The following is a 16,715-nucleotide window of genomic DNA, read 5'->3' as shown; positions in this document are numbered from 1 at the left end:
ACGGGCACATGCCGCTGACGCGCGACCTTTTGCCCCGGCAGATAACGCTAATTGATCTTATTTAAATTCCGTTAGCCTGCTAATCTTGGCGCCCCGTTCCCCTGCCCGCCCGGATAGCTCTCCCGATGTCGCCGCTCCAGCGCTGTTTGCTGCCTCTTCTGGTCCTGCCCCTGATCGCTTGCGAACAGCAAGTGAACTTCACCGCAGCGGAGCCCGGTGAAGCGCTGTCCGCCGGTGCGGCCACCGTGCGCAAGTTCGACCACAACGCCTTCTCCCTGCCATCGGCGAACCTGGCGCCGAGCCGGCGTCTGGACTTCTCGGTAGGCAACAGCTTCTTCCGCAACCCCTGGGTCACGGCCCCCGCCACCACCACCGCGCGTGACGGCCTGGGCCCGCTGTTCAACACCAACGCCTGCCAGAACTGCCACATCAAGGACGGCCGCGGCCATCCCCCGGCGGCGGATGCGCTGAGCGCCGCGTCGATGCTGGTGCGCCTGTCCCTGCCGGCGCGCCCGGAGGATGCCGAGCGCCTGCTGCAACAGGGGGTGGTCGCCGAGCCGACCTACGGCACCCAGCTGCAGGACATGGCCAACCCCGGGGTGGCGCCCGAGGGCAAGGTGCGCGTCAGCTACAGCAGCGTGCCGGTGAGTTTCGCCGACGGCACCGAGGTAGAACTGCGCAAGCCGCGCCTGGAAATCAGCCAGCTGGGCTACGGCGCAATGCACCCGGATACCCTGTTCTCGGTGCGCATCGCCCCGCCGATGATCGGCCTGGGCCTGCTCGAAGCCATCGCCGAAGCCGACATCCTCGCCGCCGCCGACCCGGACGACGCCGATGGCGATGGCATCTCCGGACGCGCCAACCGCGTCTGGGATCGCCAGCAGCAGCGCAGCGCACTGGGCCGTTTCGGCTGGAAGGCCGGCCAGCCCAGCCTCAACCAGCAGAACGCGGATGCCTTCGCCAACGACATGGGCCTGACCAGTTCGCTGATCCCCCACGACAACTGCACCGCCGCGCAAGCCGACTGCCTCGCCGCAGCGCACGGCGGTGAGCCGGAGGTCAGCAACACCATCCTCGCCAGCGTCCTGTTCTACAGCCGCAACCTCGGCGTGCCGGCGCGGCGCGATGTCGATGCCCCCGAGGTGCTCAAGGGCAAGAGCCTGTTCCACCAGGCCGGCTGCCAGAAATGCCATACCCCGAGCTTCACCACCTCAGCCGAAGCCGCCGAGCCGGAGCTGGCCAACCAGGTGATCCGCCCCTATACCGACCTGCTGCTGCACGACATGGGCGAAGGCCTGGCCGATGGCCGCGAGGAATTTCTCGCCAGCGGTCGCGAGTGGCGTACCCCGCCGCTGTGGGGCATCGGCCTGACCGAGGCGGTCAACGGCCATACCCAGTTCCTGCATGATGGACGCGCGCGCAACCTGCTGGAGGCGATTCTCTGGCATGGCGGCGAGGCCGAGTCGGCCCGGCAGCGCGTGCTGCAGTTCGACAGCGATGAGCGGGCCGCGCTGCTCGCCTTCCTCAACTCCCTCTAGGAGGACGCCGCCAACATGCCTGCATTCGACCACACGGCCTTGAAATTGCCCCCGGACTGCGTGTTCGGCGCAGTAAACTGCGCATCCTCGAACCGCTTCGTCCCGTCTTCGCTCATCGATCGTGTGAACACCCTCTAAGGAGCCTGCGATGTTGCCCAAAACCCTGATCGCCTCCCTGCTCGGCCTGGCCCTGGTCGGCTGCGGCCAGCAGGACCCCAAAGCCAAGGTCAGCGCCGCGCTGGCCGACGGCGTACTGCTGCCGGCCTACACCAGCTGGCAGGAAGCCGATCGCCAGCTGGCCACCAGCTCCGCCGCGTTCTGCGCCGGCAGCGCCGACCTGACGGCCGCCCGTCAGGCCTTTCTCGGCGCGCAGAGCGCCTGGGCCGGCCTGCAGCCGCTGCTGATCGGCCCGCTGGCCGAAGGCAACCGCGCCTGGCAGATCCAGTTCTGGCCGGACAAGAAGAACCTGGTGCAGCGGCAGGTCGAAGCCCTGCTGAAGAACAAGCCGCAGCTGACTCCGGACGACCTGGCGAACGCCAGCGTGGTAGTACAGGGCCTGACCGCCTACGAGTACATCCTCTTCGACCCCGAGCTGGACCTGTCCCAGCCCGAGCAGAAAACCCGCTACTGCGCGCTGCTGCAAGCGATCGGCGTACACCAGCAGGAGCTGGCCGGCAACATCGTCGGCGAGTGGCAGGGCAAGTCGGGCATGGCCGAACAGCTGAAGACCTTCCCCAACGACCGCTACGCCGACGCCAACGAGGCCATCGCCGAACTCCTGCGCGTGCAGATCAGCGGCATCGATGGCCTGAAGAAGAAGCTCGGCGCCCCGCTCGGCCGCCAGACCAAGGGCATCCCCCAGCCGTACCAGGCCGAGGCCTGGCGCAGCACCGCCAGCCTGGCCAACCTCGGCGCGGCGCTGGCCAGCGCCGAACTGCTGTGGCATGGCGGCAATCGCGACGGCATCCAGGCGCTGCTCGGCGATGACCAGGCCGAGCTGGCCCAACGTATCGACGCGGCCTACCAGGAGACCCGTCAGCGCCTCGCCGCGCTGGAGCGCCCGCTGGGTGAACTGCTCGCCGACGAGGCCGGCCGCGCCAGCCTGAACGAGCTGTACGACAGTCTCAACCGCCTGCACCGCCTGCAGGAAAGCGACCTGGCCAAGGCCCTGGGCGTGCAGATCGGCTTCAACGCCCACGACGGAGACTGAGCATGCAGCGCAGAACCTTCCTCGGCCTGGGCGCCGTGGCGGCGAGCCTGGCCGCCGCCGGCGCCTTCGGCAGCTGGACCCTGTTCGGCCCGTCCGGCCAGCCTCTGCTGCTGTCGGCCCGCGACGATGCCGACGGCAAACACTATGCCGTGGGCTATCACCTCGATGGGCAGCAGGCCTTCGCCACCGCCGTGACCGAGCGCTGCCACGACGTGGTGCCGCACCCGAGCCTGCCGCTGGCGCTGTTCGTCGGCCGCCGGCCGAGCACCGAGAGCTACCTGATCGACACCCGCGACGGTCGTCTGCTGCAGACCCTGGTCGCTGCCGAAGGCCGCCACTACAACGGCCACGCGGTGTTTCACCGGGGCGGCGACTGGCTCTACGCCACCGAGAACGACACCACGGAGCCAGGGCGCGGCGTGCTGGGCGTCTATCGCCTGAACGGCGAACGACTCGAGCGCAGCGGCGAACACAGCACCCACGGCGTGGGCCCTCACCAGCTGCTGTGGATGCCCGACGGCGAGACCCTGGTGGTCGCCAACGGCGGCATCCGCACCGAGGCGGAAAGCCGCGTGGAGATGAACCTCGACGCCATGGACTCCAGCCTGGTGCTGATGCGCCGCGATGGCAGCCTGGTCAGCCAGGAGAAGCTGGCCGACCAGCAGAACAGCGTCCGTCACCTCGCCGTGGCCCGCGACGGCACCGTGGTCAGCGGCCAGCAGTACATGGGCGACCTGCATGACGCCGTGCCGCTGCTCGCCATCAAGCGTCCCGGTCAGGCCTTCCAGGCGTTCCCGCTGGGCGAGGCGCAACGGGCGATGATGAGCCAGTACACCGCCAGCCTGGCGATCCATGACGACCTGCGCCTGCTGGCGATGACCGCACCGCGCGGCAATCGCTTCTTCGTCTGGGACCTGGACAGCGCCGAGGTGCGCCTGGACGTGCCGCTGCCGGACTGTGCCGGGGTGGGCGCCGTCGCCGACGGTTTCGTCGTGACCTCGGGCCAGGGCCGCTGCCGCCTGTACGACTGCCGCGGCGAGCGCATCGTGGCCAAGGCCCTGGACCTGCCGGCCGGGCTCTGGGACAACCACCTGCGCCTGGGCTAGGCATCGCAGCAAGCAATCGGCAATGCGCAGCAGGCTCAGGCACTGCTGCGCTCGATGAGTTCGAAGCCCACGTCCAGGCGCAGCGGCTGGCGTCCGCTGGCCGGCTCGGCAATGCGCGCCAGCAGGGCCTCGGCGATGGCACGGCCGATGCGCGCCCCGTCCACCCGTACCGTGGACAGGGGCGGATGGGTGTGCGCCGCACTGGACAGGTCGCCAAAGCCCATCACCGCCAGGTCCTCGGGTACGCGCAAGCCACGGCTGGCCGCCTCGGCCATCACCCCCTGCGCCAGGGTGTCGGAACTGCACACCACCACCTCCCCGGCCGCGCCGGCCTGCAGCAGTCGCGCCAGCCCCTCGCGACCGACCGCCAGGGTCGCCGGCGCCGGTAACAGCTGCGCGCTGACGGGTGCCTCCAGGCGTCCCTCCAGGGCCGCCACCAGGCTGCGATAACGGCGCAGGCCGCGCGGGTCGTCGATGCCCACCACCGACACACGCCGGTAGCCCTTGCCGAGCAGGTAGGTCGCCACTGCCTGGCCAACCGCCTCGTGAGAGAAGCCGACCAGCATGTCCAGCGGCCGCTCGCACAGGTCCCATGCCTCGACCAGCGGAATGCCGACCCGCGCCAGGCGCTCGCGGCTGGCCTGGGTGTGCTCGGTGCCGGTCAGGACGATGCCGTCGGGGCGCCGTCCCAGCACCGCCTCGAGCAGCGCCTCCTCCTGCTCCGGGCGGTAGCCGGTCAGCCCCAGCAGGGTCTGGTAGCCCGCCGCCGCCAGGTGGTCGGTCAGTGCCTGCACGGTGTCGGCGAAGATCGAGTTGGCGATGGTCGGCAGGAAGATCGCCACCAGCCGGCTGCGACTGGAGGCCAGCGAGCCCGCCGCCAGGTTGGGCACGTAGCCGGTAGCCCGCACCGCCTCGAGCACCCGCTTGCGCGTGGCATCGGTAACCACCTCCGGCCGCCCCAGGGCGCGCGACACGGTGATCGGCGATACCCCTGCGACCCTGGCCACGTCGATCAGCGTGGGCGCTGTGCTGCTGCGTATCCCGGCAGGTCTCCGGCTCATCTCACGGCTCCATCATGCACGGTTTCACCCCCGGCTCGCGTCATTCCCCCGAGCCGCAGTCATCATACAACTTTAGTCGAACGGCAAGCGCTGGCCGATATCCGCCACACCATCGTGCGACACCTGGAACAGGCCTCGCGCCATCGCCTGGAATGCGCAGAACACGGCAGCGATGCAGATGGCATGCGGCTTCATCCGTTCCAGGCCGACTATAGAGGCATACCCGTGCGCAGAGCAAAGCCTGAGGAGAAGCCTCGATTATCACGTTGACAGCGCATCGGGTGCTGCTGATAATCGATCCATGTCATACGACAACGTATGACACCAAAACAACAACAAGAGTCCAGGCCCCAGCATGAGCAGCACGTCCCCAGAGCTACGCCCCTTCGACCGCATTCTCCTGACCGGCGCCGCTGGCGGACTGGGCAAGGTACTGCGTGAACGCCTGCGCCCCTACGCCAACATCCTGCGCCTGTCCGACATCGGCGAGATGGCCCCCGCCGCCGGCCCGCACGAAGAAGTGGTGCACTGCGACCTGGCCGACAAGGCCGAGGTCCATCGCCTGGTCGAAGGCGTGGATGCCATCCTGCATTTCGGCGGTGTCTCGGTCGAACGCCCCTTCGAGGAAATCCTCGGCGCCAATATCTGCGGCGTGTTCCACATCTACGAAGCGGCGCGCCGCCATGGCGTGAAGCGCGTGGTGTTCGCCAGCTCCAACCACGTCATCGGTTTCTACCAGCAGGACGAACGGCTCGACGCCCGCTCGGCGCGGCGCCCGGACGGCTACTACGGCCTCTCCAAGTCCTATGGCGAGGACATGGCCAGCTTCTACTTCGACCGCTACGGCATCGAGACCGTCAGCATCCGCATCGGCTCGTCGTTTCCCGAGCCGGCCAATCGCCGCATGATGAGCACCTGGCTGAGCTATGACGACCTCACCCAGCTGATCGAACGCTGCCTGTACACGGCCAACGTCGGCCATACCGTGGTCTACGGCATGTCGGACAATCGCGACGTCTGGTGGGACAACCACCTCGCCGCCCACCTCGGTTTCCAGGCCAGGGACAGCTCCGAAGTGTTCCGCGACAAGGTCGAGGCGCAACCGCTGCCAGCCGCCGACGACCCCGCGCGCATCTACCAGGGAGGCGCCTTCGTGGCCGCCGGCCCGTTCGGCGACGACTGACGCCCGCACGCCCCGCTCCTGCCCCGACAACAACCAGAGCACACCACGGCCATGTCAGCAGAACTGATTGTCGACGCACGCAACGCGACCGGAGAAAGCCCGGTATGGAACGCCGCGGAACAGGCACTGTACTGGGTCGACATTCCCGCAGGCCGGCTGCATCGCTGGTCCGTGGCCGATGGCCAGACGCAGAGCTGGCAGGCCGATGAAATGCTCGCCTGCCTGGCCATGCACCCGTCCGGTGGCTGGCTCGCCGGCATGCAGAGCGGCCTCTTCCACCTGCGCCCGCAGGACGATGGCGGCATCCGCAGCGAATGCCTGGCACGCGTCGAACACCCTCGCCCGCAGATGCGCTTCAACGACGGTCGCTGCGACCGCCAGGGACGTTTCTGGGCCGGCACGATGCTGCTGGACATGGCCGCCGGTGCCCGCGTCGGCGCGCTGTATCGCTACGACGGCCAGCTGCAGGAGCGGCTCGACGACCTCATCGTGCCCAATGGCCTGGCCTTCAGCCCCGATGGCCGGATCATGTACCTGTCCGACTCGCACCCGACGGTGCAGGCGGTCTGGGCCTTCGACTACGACACGGACAGCGGCACGCCGCACAACCGCCGCCTGTTCATCGACATGACGCGCCACCCCGGCCGCCCGGACGGCGCGGCGGTGGACGTCGACGGTTGCTACTGGATCTGCGGCAACGACGCCGGGCTGGTCCATCGCTTCACCCCCGACGGCCGCCTGGACCGCTCGCTCGCGGTTCCGGTGCAGAAACCCGCCATGTGCGCCTTCGGTGGGCCGCAGCTGGACACCCTGTTCGTCACCTCGATCCGCCCCGCCGGCGACGTTTCCGAGCAGCCGCTGGCCGGCGGTGTGTTCGCCCTGAGCCCTGGCGTGCGCGGCATGGCCGAACCGGCCTTGCGCCCCTGACCCGATTCACCCCGGGCCACCTCGTGGTACCGGTCTCGCGCTGCTGTTCACCAACAACAACAAGACGGAGCTTTCCGCATGAACCTCAAACGCAAGTTGCTACTCGCCACACTTCCTCTGGCTCTCGGCCTGTCCACCTTCGCCCAGGCCGAGATGACCCTGAAGATCGCTGAAATCCACCCGGCCGGTTACCCGACCGTGGTGGCCATGGACAACCTCGGCAAGAAGCTGGACGCAGCGACCGCAGGCGAGATCAAGTCGCGCATGTTCGCTGGCGGCGTACTCGGTTCGGAGAAGGAAGTGATCGAGCAGACCCAGATCGGCGCCGTGCAGCTGACCCGCGTCAGCCTCGGCTCGGTCGGCCCGGTCGTCCCCGCCACCAACGTCTTCAACATGCCCTTCGTGTTCCGCGACATCGCGCACATGCGCAAGGTGATCGACGGCGAAATCGGCCAGGAAATCCTCGATGCCATCACCAACTCCGACTTCAACATGGTCGGCCTGGCGTGGATGGAAGCCGGCAGCCGCAGCCTCTACACCAAGAAGCCGGTGCGCAAGCTGGAAGACCTCAAGGGCATGAAGATCCGCGTGATCGGCAACCCGCTGTTCATCGACACCCTCAACGCCATGGGCGCCAACGGCATCGCCATGGACACCGGGGAAATCTTCAGCGCCCTGCAGAGCGGCGTGATCGACGGTGCCGAGAACAACTCGCCGACTCTGCTCGAACACAACCACTTCCGCGCGGCCAAGTACTACACCCAGACCCACCACCTGATCCTCCCCGAGCCGCTGCTGATGTCCAAGACCACCTGGAACAAGCTGACACCGGAGCAGCAGGCACTGGTCAAGAAGCTGGCCAAGGAAGCGCAGCTGGAAGAGCGCGAGCTGTGGGTCGCCAAGGAAAAGGCCAGCGACGAGAAGCTCAAGGCCGAGGGCGTCGAGTACATCGAGGTCGACACCAAGCCGTTCTACGACGCCACCGCCCCGGTTCGTGAGAAGTACGGCGCGCAGTTCGCCGACCTGATCAAGCGCATCGAAGCCGTTCAGTAATCCACGCGCAGCACGCGGCGTGCGCCCCGGCCACGTCGCGTCACCGGTGAAGTCTCATGAAAAACCTGGTTCTGGGCGTCAACGACGCCATCTACCGCGCCTGTATCGCGACCGCCGGACTGGCGATCGTGATCATGGCCCTGATCATCCCCTGGGGCGTGTTCAGCCGCTACGCACTCGGCCAGGGCCTCGGCTGGCCCGAGCCTGTCGCCATCCTGCTGATGGTGCTGTTCACCTTCATCGGCGCCGCCGCCAGCTACCGTGCCGGCGCACACATGGCGGTACAGGTGCTGAGCGATCGCCTGCCGGACATGGCGCAACCCTTTCTCACCCTGTTCGTGCGCCTGGCCATGGGTGCGATCAGTCTGTTCATGCTGGTCTGGGGCTACAAGCTGTGCGTCGCCACCTGGAATCAGTACCTCAGCACGCTGACCTGGATGCGCGTCGGCATCAGCTACGCGCCGATTCCGCTGGGCGGTTTCGTCACCCTGCTGTTCGTCATCGAACAACTGCTCTACGGCGACCAGCACAAGCGCCGTGTCGTCGACTACGAGAACTGCGAAGATTCCAAGGAGTCCGTGTAATGGATGCCGCCATCCTGCTGGGCAGCTTCATCGCCCTGATCCTGCTGCGCGTCCCGGTCGCCTACGCCCTTGGCCTGGCGACCCTGATCGGCGCCTGGTGGATCGAGATTCCGCTGCACGCCGTGATGATCCAGATCGCCGGCGGCGTGAACAAATTCTCCCTGCTGGCCATCCCCTTCTTCGTCCTGGCCGGCGCGATCATGGCCGAAGGCGGCATGGCACGGCGCCTGGTGGCGTTCGCCGGGGTGCTGGTGGGCTTCGTCCGCGGCGGCCTGTCGCTGGTCAACATCACCGCCTCGACCTTCTTCGGCGCCATCTCCGGCTCGTCGCTGGCCGATACCGCCTCGGTCGGCTCGGTGCTGATCCCGGAAATGGAGAAGAAAGGCTACCCGCGCGAGTTCTCCACCGCCGTCACCGTCTCCGGCTCGGTGCAGGCGCTGCTGACCCCGCCCAGCCACAACTCGGTGATCTACTCGCTGGCCGCCGGTGGCACGGTGTCGATCGCCGCGCTGTTCGTCGCCGGCATCGGCCCCGGCCTGCTGCTCAGCGCCACCATGGCCACGCTCTGCCTGCTGTTCGCCAGAAAGCGCAACTACCCCAAGGGCGAAGTGATCCCACTGCGCCAGGCGCTGCAGATCTGCGTGGAAGCGCTGTGGGGCCTGATGACCATGGTGATCATCCTCGGCGGCATTCTCAGCGGCGTGTTCACCGCCACCGAGTCGGCAGCCGTGGCAGTGGTCTGGGCCTTCTTCGTGACCATGTTCATCTACCGCGACTACAAGTGGAGCGAGCTGCCGAAGATGCTGCACCGCACGGTGCGCACCCTGTCGATCGTGATGATCCTCATCGCCTTCGCCGCCAGCTTCGGCTACATCATGACGCTGATGCAGATTCCGTCGAAGATCACCACCGCGTTCCTGACCCTGTCGGACAACCGCTACGTGATCCTGATGTGCGTGAACTTCATGCTGCTGGTGCTCGGCACCCTGATGGACATGGCCCCGCTGATCCTGATCCTCACCCCGATCCTGCTGCCCGTGGTCACCTCGTTCGGCGTCGACCCGGTGCACTTCGGCATGATCATGCTGGTCAATCTGGGCATCGGTCTGATCACACCACCGGTAGGTGCGGTACTCTTCGTCGGTGCCGCCATCGGCAAGGTCAGCATCGAGAACACCGTGAAGGCTCTGCTGCCGTTCTACATCGCGCTGTTCGCGGTACTGATGGCCGTGACCTACATCCCTGCCATCTCCCTCTGGCTGCCCAGCGTGGTGCTGTAAGTCATCGGCTGCAGGTCGTCGATCCATCCCGAGCCGCCTTCCGGGCGGCTCCTTGCTGTATGAGGACATTTCGCTCCGCCATGTCTGCCGCCCTCTTCCCCCGGCACATCGCCGCCCTGATTCTCGCGACGCTGGCCTGCTCGTTCGCCGGCAACCACATCGCCGCACGCATCGCCTTCGACCATGAAGCCGGCCTGCTGCTGGCGATCCTCTGCCGCTCCGGGGTGACCCTGCTGGTGCTCAGTGCGCTGGTGCTCTGGCAGCGCGACTCGCTGCGCCTGAAGCGCGAGACCTGGGGCTGGCAACTGCTGCTGGGCACGCTGATCGCGGTGCAGAGCTTCTGCATCTATTCGGCGGTGGCGCGCATTCCGGTCGGCCTGGCCCTGCTGGTGGTCAACCTGTCGCCGATCCTGCTCGCCCTGCTGACCTGGATACTCGGCGGCCCGGCACCAACCCGCCGGGCCGCGGTGATCATGGGCGTGATCCTGATCGGCCTGATGCTGGTGCTGGATGTACCGGCGCGCCTGGCCAGCCAGGGGGCCATCGACGAGCGCTGGGTCGAGGGTGTGCTGTTCAGCCTGACCGCCGCCGGCGTCTTCGCCGTGGCGCTGTGGGTCACCGAGCACCGCCTTTCGGCCATGCCCGGTAGGGTCCGCAGCATGCTGACCATGGCGGTGGTGTTCAGCCTCTCGGCCATGGTCGGCGCCAGCGGCGCGCTGCCCGGTGGCGTGGGCCTGCCCAACGCGCTCGCCGGCTGGATCGCCCTGGGCGTGCTGGTGACGCTCTACGGAACGGCGTTCTCGCTGCTGTTCATCCTCATGCCGCGCCTGGATATCGCGCGCAATGCACCGGTGATGAACATGGAGCCGGTCGCCGGCATGCTGTTCGGCTGGCTAATCCTCGGCCAGCTGCTCGGCGCCCTGCAGGTGCTCGGCGGTCTGATCGTGGTCGGCGGCATCATCGCCCTGGCCTACCGCCGCTAGGCGATGCGCATGGACAGCACGCGCACCGCCGCCGAATCAGCCGTGCAGCGCTTCGGCCTCGGCCGCCTCGTGCGCCTGCCGCAGGCGCTCACGGCTGTTGGTCAGGTGCAGGCGCATCGCCGCCCGCGCGGCCTCGGCATCCTGGCGGGCGATGGCCTCGAAGATCTGCTCGTGCTCCCGCTCCAGGCGCGCCATGTAGTGGGTCTGATCGTCACGCGCCAGGCTGGCGGAATTGACCCGGGTACGCGGGATGATGCTGGTCCCCAGGTGGCTGAGGATATCGGTGAAGTAACGGTTGCCCGTGGCCTCGGCGATGCTCAGGTGGAACTGGAAATCCGAGGAGACCGCGTCACTGGCATGCGCCACGCTCTCGTTGATGGCATCCAGCGCCTCGCGAATGGCTTTCAGCTGGGCATCGCTGCGCCGCTGCGCCGCCATCCCGGCGGACTCCACTTCGAGGCTGATGCGCAGCTCGAGAATGGCCAGCACGTCACGCAGCGTGACGATGGTCGCCGGGTCGATACGAAAACCACTGGCGCTGGGGGTATCGAGCACGAAGGTGCCGATCCCGTGGCGCGTCTCCACCAGCCCGGCGGCCTGCAGACGCGACAGGGCCTCGCGTACCACGGTACGGCTGACACCCTGTTCTTCCATGATGGCCGACTCGGTGGGCAACTTCTCACCACGCTTGATCTGGCCGTCACGAATGCGCTGCGACAGCTCCGCCACCAGCTCCTGGGCCAGGCTGCGGTGCTTGCGACGAGCACGAGGTTGAGCGTTCTGCATTTCCATGATGGATGAGCTCTCGACTTGATACTGTGCGGCAATGATAGCCCAGCGGTTGTACGATGACACTATGAATTCCCGACAAATCCAGGCTCAGGGGCGGCACATGGCGACGACCTTGCTGACGTTAGGCGACGATCTCACCCAGTTGACCCTGGCCCCGGAGCTGGGCGCCAGCCTGGTCAACTGGACGCGGCGCAGCGATGGCCGCCCGCTGCTGCGCCACAGCGACGACCTCGCGCTGGCCGCCGGCAATCCCAGACGCCTGGCCTGCTACCCGTTGCTACCATGGTCCAACCGCATCGGCGGCGGCGGCTTCGACACCCCGGCTGGCTGGCAGGCGCTCGAGGCCAATACCGAGCATGAGGCACTGCCCATACACGGCAGTGCCTGGCAGCAGCCCTGGCAGGTGGTCAACGTGACATCGGACAGCGCCCGGCTGCAGCTGCACAGCCAGCACCCCTTCCCCTACCACGCGGACCTGCAGGTGCGGCTCGATGCGGGGCGCCTGCAGCTGAGCCTGCAAGCCACCCATGCGGGGAGCCAGCCCACCTGGTATGGTCTCGGCCTGCATCCCTACCTGCCACGCAACGCCCACACACAGTTGCAGGTGCATGCCAGCGGTGTCTGGTTAAGTGATGAAAACAAGTTGTCCAGTCGCTGGATCGAGTTGCCCGAAGTCTGGAACTTCGACACCCCCGCTGCATTACCGGCGCAAGTTGTCGACCATGCCTTCAGCGGGTGGCCCGGTCATGCGCGAATCATTCAGCACGATGGCGACTACCAACTTCTCTGCGAAGCACAGGGCACGGAAGTATTTCTATTGTTCTGCCCGCAGGACCAGCCCTTCTTCTGTTTCGAGCCGGTCAGCCACCCGGTCAACGCCCACCATCTGCAGGGGCGTCCGGGGCTGCACTTGCTGCAACCCGGGCAAACTTGCCAGTTGACTGTCACCCTGCACTACCAGGCGCTGACCAACTGATCACTGGACATTCATCAGACGTCGGCGATAATGCCTGTCCGTTGCACCACGCAACTTTTCTCGACGAATAGTTACAGATACTCGTAACAACCGAGACAGGAGAACGATGCTGGCATGTCATGCCGCATTGCACGCTCCCCCGCCAGTCGACGCGAACTTTCCATGCACGCCAGGCCGAAACTGATCGATCTGGTATTGCGCGTGTCATCTGGATCGATCAGGAACCTACAGGTAAACCCCGTGACGAAAGACGAACTGCGCGCAGAACTAGAGCGCCAGGCGCAGCGTTACAAGGATGTATACGGCGGTGAAGTCATCACCTATGCCGCTCAACCGGACCCCGACCGCAAACCCTGGCGCAAGAAGCCCAGCCTGCTCGACCAGGCCTTCGACAAAGAAATCGAGAAGATCGAGAAGGAACGCCAGGACAAACAGGACGCCGCCGACGAAGCCGCCGGCTAGCGCCCTTCCGCTCAGCGCTTCTTGCTGCCGAGCAGCGACCCCATGAGCCCACGCACCAGCTGCCGGCCAATCTGGTTGGCGGCCTGGCGCAGCGCGCTCTTCATCGCACTGCCAATCAGCTCGCCGGCCATGTCGCCCAGCCCGGGCTCGGCCTTCTGCGGCTTCTGCGCGGTCTTGGCCGGCGCCTCCTGGCGCGCTTCGGCACGGGCGGTCAGCAGCTCGTAGGCCGACTCGCGGTCGATGGGCTTGTCGTAGCGACCTGCCAACGGCGACTGGCGCACCAGCGCCGCGCGCTCGGCCTCGCTCAGCGGCCCGATGCGTGACTGCGGCGGCGCGATGGCCACGCGCTGCACCATGGCCGGCGTGCCCTTGTCCTCCAGCGTGCCGACCAGCGCCTCGCCGATCCCCAGTTCGGTGAGCACGCTCAGGCTGTCGAATGCCGGATTGGGGCGAAAGCCGTCGGCAACCGCGCGCAGCGCCTTCTGTTCCTTGGTGGTGAACGCCCGCAGGCCATGCTGGATACGCAGGCCGAGCTGAGCCAGCACGTCATCGGGCAGGTCGCTGGGCGACTGGGTGACGAAATACACCCCGACGCCTTTCGAGCGGATCAGTCGCACCACCTGCTCCAGACGCTCCTGCAGCGCCTTCGGCGTGCCCTCGAAGAGCAGATGCGCTTCGTCGAAGAACAGCGCCAGTACCGGCTTGTCGGCGTCGCCCCGTTCCGGCAACTGCTCGAACAGCTCGGCCAGCAGCCAGAGCAGGAAGGTCGCGTAGACCTTCGGCGCCTCGTGCACCAGGCGGCTGGCATCGAGCAGATGAATGCGGCCACGGCCGTCACGATCCGGATGCAGGAGATCCTCCAGTTGCAGCGCCGGCTCGCCGAACAGGGCTTCGGCGCCCTGCTGTTCCAGGCCCGCCAGGCGGCGCAACAGCGCCTGCGCCGAGGTGCTGGTGAACAGCGCGGCATCCTCGCCGAGCACCGCCGGGTTGTCCTTGAGATGGCCGAGCAGCGCCTTCAGGTCCTTCATGTCGAGCAGCAGCAGGCCTTCGCGATCCGCCACCTTGAACGCCGCATACAGGGCCGCCTGCTGACTGTCGGTCAGCTCCAGCAGGGCGCCCAGCAACAGCGGGCCCATCTCGCTGAGCGTGGTGCGCAACGGGTGACCGCTGCGACCATGCACATCCCACAGGGTCACGGGGTACGCCTGCGGCTGGTGATTCAGCCAGGGCATGCTGGCGATGCGTTCGGCGACCTTGCCCTGCGGCGTGCCAGCGGCGCCGAGACCGCAGAGGTCACCCTTGACGTCCGCGGCGAACACCGCCACCCCGGCATCACTGAAGGTCTCGATCAGGCGTTGCAAGGTCACGGTCTTGCCGGTACCGGTCGCCCCGGCGATCAGGCCGTGACGGTTGGCCAGACGCAACGGCTGGCCGACGGCCTGACCGTCGCTACCCGCCCCCAATACGAACTGCGAATTCAAAGGCATCTTGCCATCCCCTGGGTTAAAGCTTTACTGCAACTATGACGATACAGGCTTGAAAGCAACAGCGGCGCGCTCGTGCCACGGCAGCTACGCGGCGCAGCGCATTGTGCAGCGGTGGAATACAAGACTGGTTCCAGAGGCCTCCGGAAGCAAGACGATATGACTAAAAACCTGCAGTTCAGCCACAAGATCCTGCTCGCCGCGTCGTTGGTGGTGATCGTCGCCTTTTCCCTGTTCACCCTCTACAACGACTACCTGCAGCGCAACGCCATTCGCGACGACCTGGAAAACTACCTGCATGAGATGGGCGACGTCACGGCCAGCAACATCCAGAACTGGCTGTCCGGGCGCATCCTGCTGGTGGAAAGTGCCGCGCAGTCGATCAGCAACGACAGCTCGCCCGAGCGAGTGACCAAGCTGCTGGAGCAGAAGGCCCTGACCTCATCCTTCGCCTTCACCTACCTCGGCACCGAGAACGGCGAGTTCACCATGCGCCCCGACGAGGAAATGCCCGCCGACTACGACCCTCGCGTGCGCCCCTGGTACAAGGACGCCAAGGCCGCTGGTGGCACCACCCTGACCGAGCCCTACGTCGATGCCGCGACCGGCGAGCTGATCATCACCATCGCCACGCCAGCGCAGTCGGCAGGCGTGGTGGGCGGCGACCTGAGCCTGCAGACCCTGGTCGACATCATCAACGCGCTGGACTTCGACGGCATCGGCTATGCCTTCCTGGTCAGCTCCGACGGCGAGATTCTCGTGCACCCGGACAAGAGCCTGGTGATGAAGAACCTCAAGGACGTCTATCCACAGAACACCCCCGTGATCAGCAACGCCTTCAGCGAAGCCACGCTGGACGGCAGCGAGCGTATCCTGACCTTCACGCCGGTCAAGGGGCTGCCCTCGGTCAGCTGGCACATCGGCCTGTCCGTGGACAAGGCCAAGGCCTACTCGATGCTCACCGAGTTCCGTGCCTCGGCGATCATCGTCACGGTCATCGCCGTGGTGCTGATCATCGGCCTGCTGGGCCTGCTCATTCGCGTGCTGATGCGACCGCTGATCACCATGGGCAAGGCCATGGAGGACATCGCCCAGGGCGAGGGTGACCTGACCAAACGCCTCGACATCGAATCCGGTGATGAATTCGGTGCCCTGGCCAGCTCCTTCAACCGCTTCGTCGAACGTATCCACTCGTCGATCCGCGAGGTGTCGTCGGCCACCGTGCAGGTCAACGAAGTGGCCAAGCTGGTGGTCAATGCCTCCAACTCGTCGATGGCCAACTCCGATGAACAGGCCAGCCGCACCAACAGCGTCGCGGCGGCGATCAACCAGCTCGGCGCCGCCGCCCAGGAGATCGCGCGCAACGCCGCGGACGCCTCCAACCAGGCGTCCGATGCCCGTCACCAGGCCGAGGACGGCGGCAAGGTGGTGCAACAGGCGATCCGCTCGATGAGCGAGCTGTCGGACAAGATCAGCGACGCCTGCGCCAAGATCGAGATGCTCAACAGCAAGACCGTGGACATCGGCCAGATTCTCGAGGTGATCAAGAGCATTTCCCAGCAGACCAACCTGCTCGCCCTCAACGCGGCGATCGAGGCCGCTCGCGCAGGCGAGGCCGGTCGCGGCTTCGCGGTGGTGGCGGACGAGGTGCGCAACCTGGCGCACCGCACCCAGGAGTCGGCGCAGGAAATCGAAAAGATGATCGAAGAGCTACAGGTCGGCTCACGCGAGTCGGTCACCACCATGACCGAGAGCCAGCGCTACAGCGAAGACAGCGTGGAAATCGCCAACCAGGCCGGCGAACGGCTGGGCACGGTCACCGCGCGCATCGGCGAGATCGATGGCATGAACCAGTCGGTGGCCACCGCCACGGAAGAACAGACCTCGGTGATCGAGTCGCTGAACATGGACATCATCGAAATCAACACCCTCAACCAGGAGGGCGTGGAGAACCTCCAGGCCACCCTGCGTGCCTGCGGCGACCTGGAGCAGCAGGCTGTGCGCCTCAAGCACCTGGTCGACAGCTTCCGCATCTGAGGCACATCCGGCTCATGAGAAAGGGCGCCGTGGCGCCCT

16 protein-coding genes are annotated in these 16,715 nt (G+C 66.6%); 12 read left to right on the top strand and 4 right to left on the bottom strand.

The genetic code is table 11. The annotated features are described in order from the left end of the window. The first annotated feature begins 125 nt into the window (after nucleotides 1-125). The 3 genes from EPK82_RS15435 to EPK82_RS15425 all read left to right on the top strand — a co-directional run bounded on the left by EPK82_RS15435 (nucleotide 126) and on the right by EPK82_RS15425 (nucleotide 3,854). On the top strand, nucleotides 126-1,538 hold the full coding sequence (locus EPK82_RS15435; RefSeq protein ID WP_134677108.1) for a di-heme oxidoreductase family protein: 1,413 nt from the start codon (nucleotides 126-128) through the stop codon (nucleotides 1,536-1,538). Between the two features lie 148 nt (nucleotides 1,539-1,686). Beyond that, the gene (locus EPK82_RS15430) at nucleotides 1,687-2,748 is read left to right on the top strand and encodes an imelysin family protein (protein ID WP_037049179.1); all 1,062 of its coding nucleotides are present in this window, start codon (nucleotides 1,687-1,689) and stop codon (nucleotides 2,746-2,748) included. A 2-nt stretch (nucleotides 2,749-2,750) separates the two neighbouring features. Beyond that, complete coding sequence (locus tag EPK82_RS15425; protein ID WP_134677107.1) at nucleotides 2,751-3,854, top strand: DUF1513 domain-containing protein; 1,104 nt, start codon at nucleotides 2,751-2,753, stop codon at nucleotides 3,852-3,854. Between the two features lie 35 nt (nucleotides 3,855-3,889). Here EPK82_RS15425 and EPK82_RS15420 read toward each other — a convergent pair whose 3' ends face one another. Beyond that, the gene (locus EPK82_RS15420; protein WP_134677106.1) at nucleotides 3,890-4,915 is read right to left on the bottom strand and encodes a LacI family DNA-binding transcriptional regulator; all 1,026 of its coding nucleotides are present in this window, start codon (nucleotides 4,913-4,915) and stop codon (nucleotides 3,890-3,892) included. Nucleotides 4,916-4,987: 72 nt separating this feature from the next. Next, on the bottom strand, nucleotides 4,988-5,110 hold the full coding sequence (locus tag EPK82_RS25125) for a hypothetical protein (RefSeq protein ID WP_279634996.1): 123 nt from the start codon (nucleotides 5,108-5,110) through the stop codon (nucleotides 4,988-4,990). Between the two features lie 160 nt (nucleotides 5,111-5,270). On the opposite strand from EPK82_RS25125, the gene EPK82_RS15415 reads away from it, so the two are divergent. From EPK82_RS15415 to EPK82_RS15390, 6 genes are all read left to right on the top strand, one after another. Continuing rightward, the gene (locus EPK82_RS15415) at nucleotides 5,271-6,098 is read left to right on the top strand and encodes an NAD-dependent epimerase/dehydratase family protein (RefSeq protein ID WP_037049186.1); all 828 of its coding nucleotides are present in this window, start codon (nucleotides 5,271-5,273) and stop codon (nucleotides 6,096-6,098) included. A 51-nt stretch (nucleotides 6,099-6,149) separates the two neighbouring features. Continuing rightward, nucleotides 6,150-7,025: an SMP-30/gluconolactonase/LRE family protein gene (locus EPK82_RS15410; RefSeq protein ID WP_134677105.1), complete on the top strand. Its 876-nt coding sequence runs from the start codon at nucleotides 6,150-6,152 to the stop codon at nucleotides 7,023-7,025. Between the two features lie 78 nt (nucleotides 7,026-7,103). Then, nucleotides 7,104-8,078 carry a TRAP transporter substrate-binding protein gene (locus tag EPK82_RS15405; protein ID WP_037049191.1) on the top strand — a complete coding sequence of 325 codons (975 nt, stop codon included), beginning with the start codon at nucleotides 7,104-7,106 and terminating at the stop codon, nucleotides 8,076-8,078. Nucleotides 8,079-8,134: 56 nt separating this feature from the next. Beyond that, on the top strand, nucleotides 8,135-8,662 hold the full coding sequence (locus EPK82_RS15400; protein ID WP_134677104.1) for a TRAP transporter small permease: 528 nt from the start codon (nucleotides 8,135-8,137) through the stop codon (nucleotides 8,660-8,662). Next, complete coding sequence (locus EPK82_RS15395; protein WP_037049195.1) at nucleotides 8,662-9,942, top strand: TRAP transporter large permease; 1,281 nt, start codon at nucleotides 8,662-8,664, stop codon at nucleotides 9,940-9,942. Before EPK82_RS15400 ends, EPK82_RS15395 begins: the two co-directional genes overlap by 1 nt. 80 nt (nucleotides 9,943-10,022) lie before the next feature. After that, the gene (locus EPK82_RS15390) at nucleotides 10,023-10,925 is read left to right on the top strand and encodes an EamA family transporter (RefSeq protein ID WP_037049197.1); all 903 of its coding nucleotides are present in this window, start codon (nucleotides 10,023-10,025) and stop codon (nucleotides 10,923-10,925) included. A 36-nt stretch (nucleotides 10,926-10,961) separates the two neighbouring features. Here the strand turns inward: EPK82_RS15390 and EPK82_RS15385 are convergent, their stop codons facing one another. Further along, complete coding sequence (locus tag EPK82_RS15385; RefSeq protein WP_037049198.1) at nucleotides 10,962-11,717, bottom strand: FadR/GntR family transcriptional regulator; 756 nt, start codon at nucleotides 11,715-11,717, stop codon at nucleotides 10,962-10,964. A 100-nt stretch (nucleotides 11,718-11,817) separates the two neighbouring features. Between EPK82_RS15385 and EPK82_RS15380 the strand changes: the two genes are divergently transcribed. Both EPK82_RS15380 and EPK82_RS15375 read left to right on the top strand, forming a co-directional pair. Then, complete coding sequence (locus tag EPK82_RS15380) at nucleotides 11,818-12,693, top strand: aldose 1-epimerase (protein WP_134677103.1); 876 nt, start codon at nucleotides 11,818-11,820, stop codon at nucleotides 12,691-12,693. A 240-nt stretch (nucleotides 12,694-12,933) separates the two neighbouring features. Continuing rightward, the gene (locus EPK82_RS15375) at nucleotides 12,934-13,155 is read left to right on the top strand and encodes a hypothetical protein (protein ID WP_037049204.1); all 222 of its coding nucleotides are present in this window, start codon (nucleotides 12,934-12,936) and stop codon (nucleotides 13,153-13,155) included. An 11-nt stretch (nucleotides 13,156-13,166) separates the two neighbouring features. Here EPK82_RS15375 and EPK82_RS15370 read toward each other — a convergent pair whose 3' ends face one another. Further along, on the bottom strand, nucleotides 13,167-14,642 hold the full coding sequence (locus EPK82_RS15370; protein WP_037049206.1) for a helicase HerA-like domain-containing protein: 1,476 nt from the start codon (nucleotides 14,640-14,642) through the stop codon (nucleotides 13,167-13,169). Nucleotides 14,643-14,798: 156 nt separating this feature from the next. On the opposite strand from EPK82_RS15370, the gene EPK82_RS15365 reads away from it, so the two are divergent. Then, nucleotides 14,799-16,676 carry a methyl-accepting chemotaxis protein gene (locus tag EPK82_RS15365; protein WP_047585782.1) on the top strand — a complete coding sequence of 626 codons (1,878 nt, stop codon included), beginning with the start codon at nucleotides 14,799-14,801 and terminating at the stop codon, nucleotides 16,674-16,676. Nucleotides 16,677-16,715: the final 39 nt, after the last annotated feature.

Origin of the sequence: Ectopseudomonas khazarica (genome assembly GCF_004521985.1) — a bacterium.
GTDB lineage: Bacteria > Pseudomonadota > Gammaproteobacteria > Pseudomonadales > Pseudomonadaceae > Aquipseudomonas > Aquipseudomonas khazarica.
The sequence above is the reverse complement of the archived record's forward strand: the minus strand, read 5'-3'. Positions and strand labels throughout refer to the sequence as shown.

Bases quoted from the DNA above. Each gene is read 5' to 3' on its own strand.
- EPK82_RS15435 (WP_134677108.1), top strand. From the start codon at position 126: ATGTCGCCGCTCCAGCGCTGTTTGCTGCCTCTTCTGGTCCTGCCCCTG.
- EPK82_RS15430 (WP_037049179.1), top strand. From the start codon at position 1,687: ATGTTGCCCAAAACCCTGATCGCCTCCCTGCTCGGCCTGGCCCTGGTC.
- EPK82_RS15425 (WP_134677107.1), top strand. From the start codon at position 2,751: ATGCAGCGCAGAACCTTCCTCGGCCTGGGCGCCGTGGCGGCGAGCCTG.
- EPK82_RS15420 (WP_134677106.1), bottom strand. From the start codon at position 4,915: ATGAGCCGGAGACCTGCCGGGATACGCAGCAGCACAGCGCCCACGCTG.
- EPK82_RS25125 (WP_279634996.1), bottom strand. From the start codon at position 5,110: ATGAAGCCGCATGCCATCTGCATCGCTGCCGTGTTCTGCGCATTCCAG.
- EPK82_RS15415 (WP_037049186.1), top strand. From the start codon at position 5,271: ATGAGCAGCACGTCCCCAGAGCTACGCCCCTTCGACCGCATTCTCCTG.
- EPK82_RS15410 (WP_134677105.1), top strand. From the start codon at position 6,150: ATGTCAGCAGAACTGATTGTCGACGCACGCAACGCGACCGGAGAAAGC.
- EPK82_RS15405 (WP_037049191.1), top strand. From the start codon at position 7,104: ATGAACCTCAAACGCAAGTTGCTACTCGCCACACTTCCTCTGGCTCTC.
- EPK82_RS15400 (WP_134677104.1), top strand. From the start codon at position 8,135: ATGAAAAACCTGGTTCTGGGCGTCAACGACGCCATCTACCGCGCCTGT.
- EPK82_RS15395 (WP_037049195.1), top strand. From the start codon at position 8,662: ATGGATGCCGCCATCCTGCTGGGCAGCTTCATCGCCCTGATCCTGCTG.
- EPK82_RS15390 (WP_037049197.1), top strand. From the start codon at position 10,023: ATGTCTGCCGCCCTCTTCCCCCGGCACATCGCCGCCCTGATTCTCGCG.
- EPK82_RS15385 (WP_037049198.1), bottom strand. From the start codon at position 11,717: ATGGAAATGCAGAACGCTCAACCTCGTGCTCGTCGCAAGCACCGCAGC.
- EPK82_RS15380 (WP_134677103.1), top strand. From the start codon at position 11,818: ATGGCGACGACCTTGCTGACGTTAGGCGACGATCTCACCCAGTTGACC.
- EPK82_RS15370 (WP_037049206.1), bottom strand. From the start codon at position 14,642: ATGCCTTTGAATTCGCAGTTCGTATTGGGGGCGGGTAGCGACGGTCAG.
- EPK82_RS15365 (WP_047585782.1), top strand. From the start codon at position 14,799: ATGACTAAAAACCTGCAGTTCAGCCACAAGATCCTGCTCGCCGCGTCG.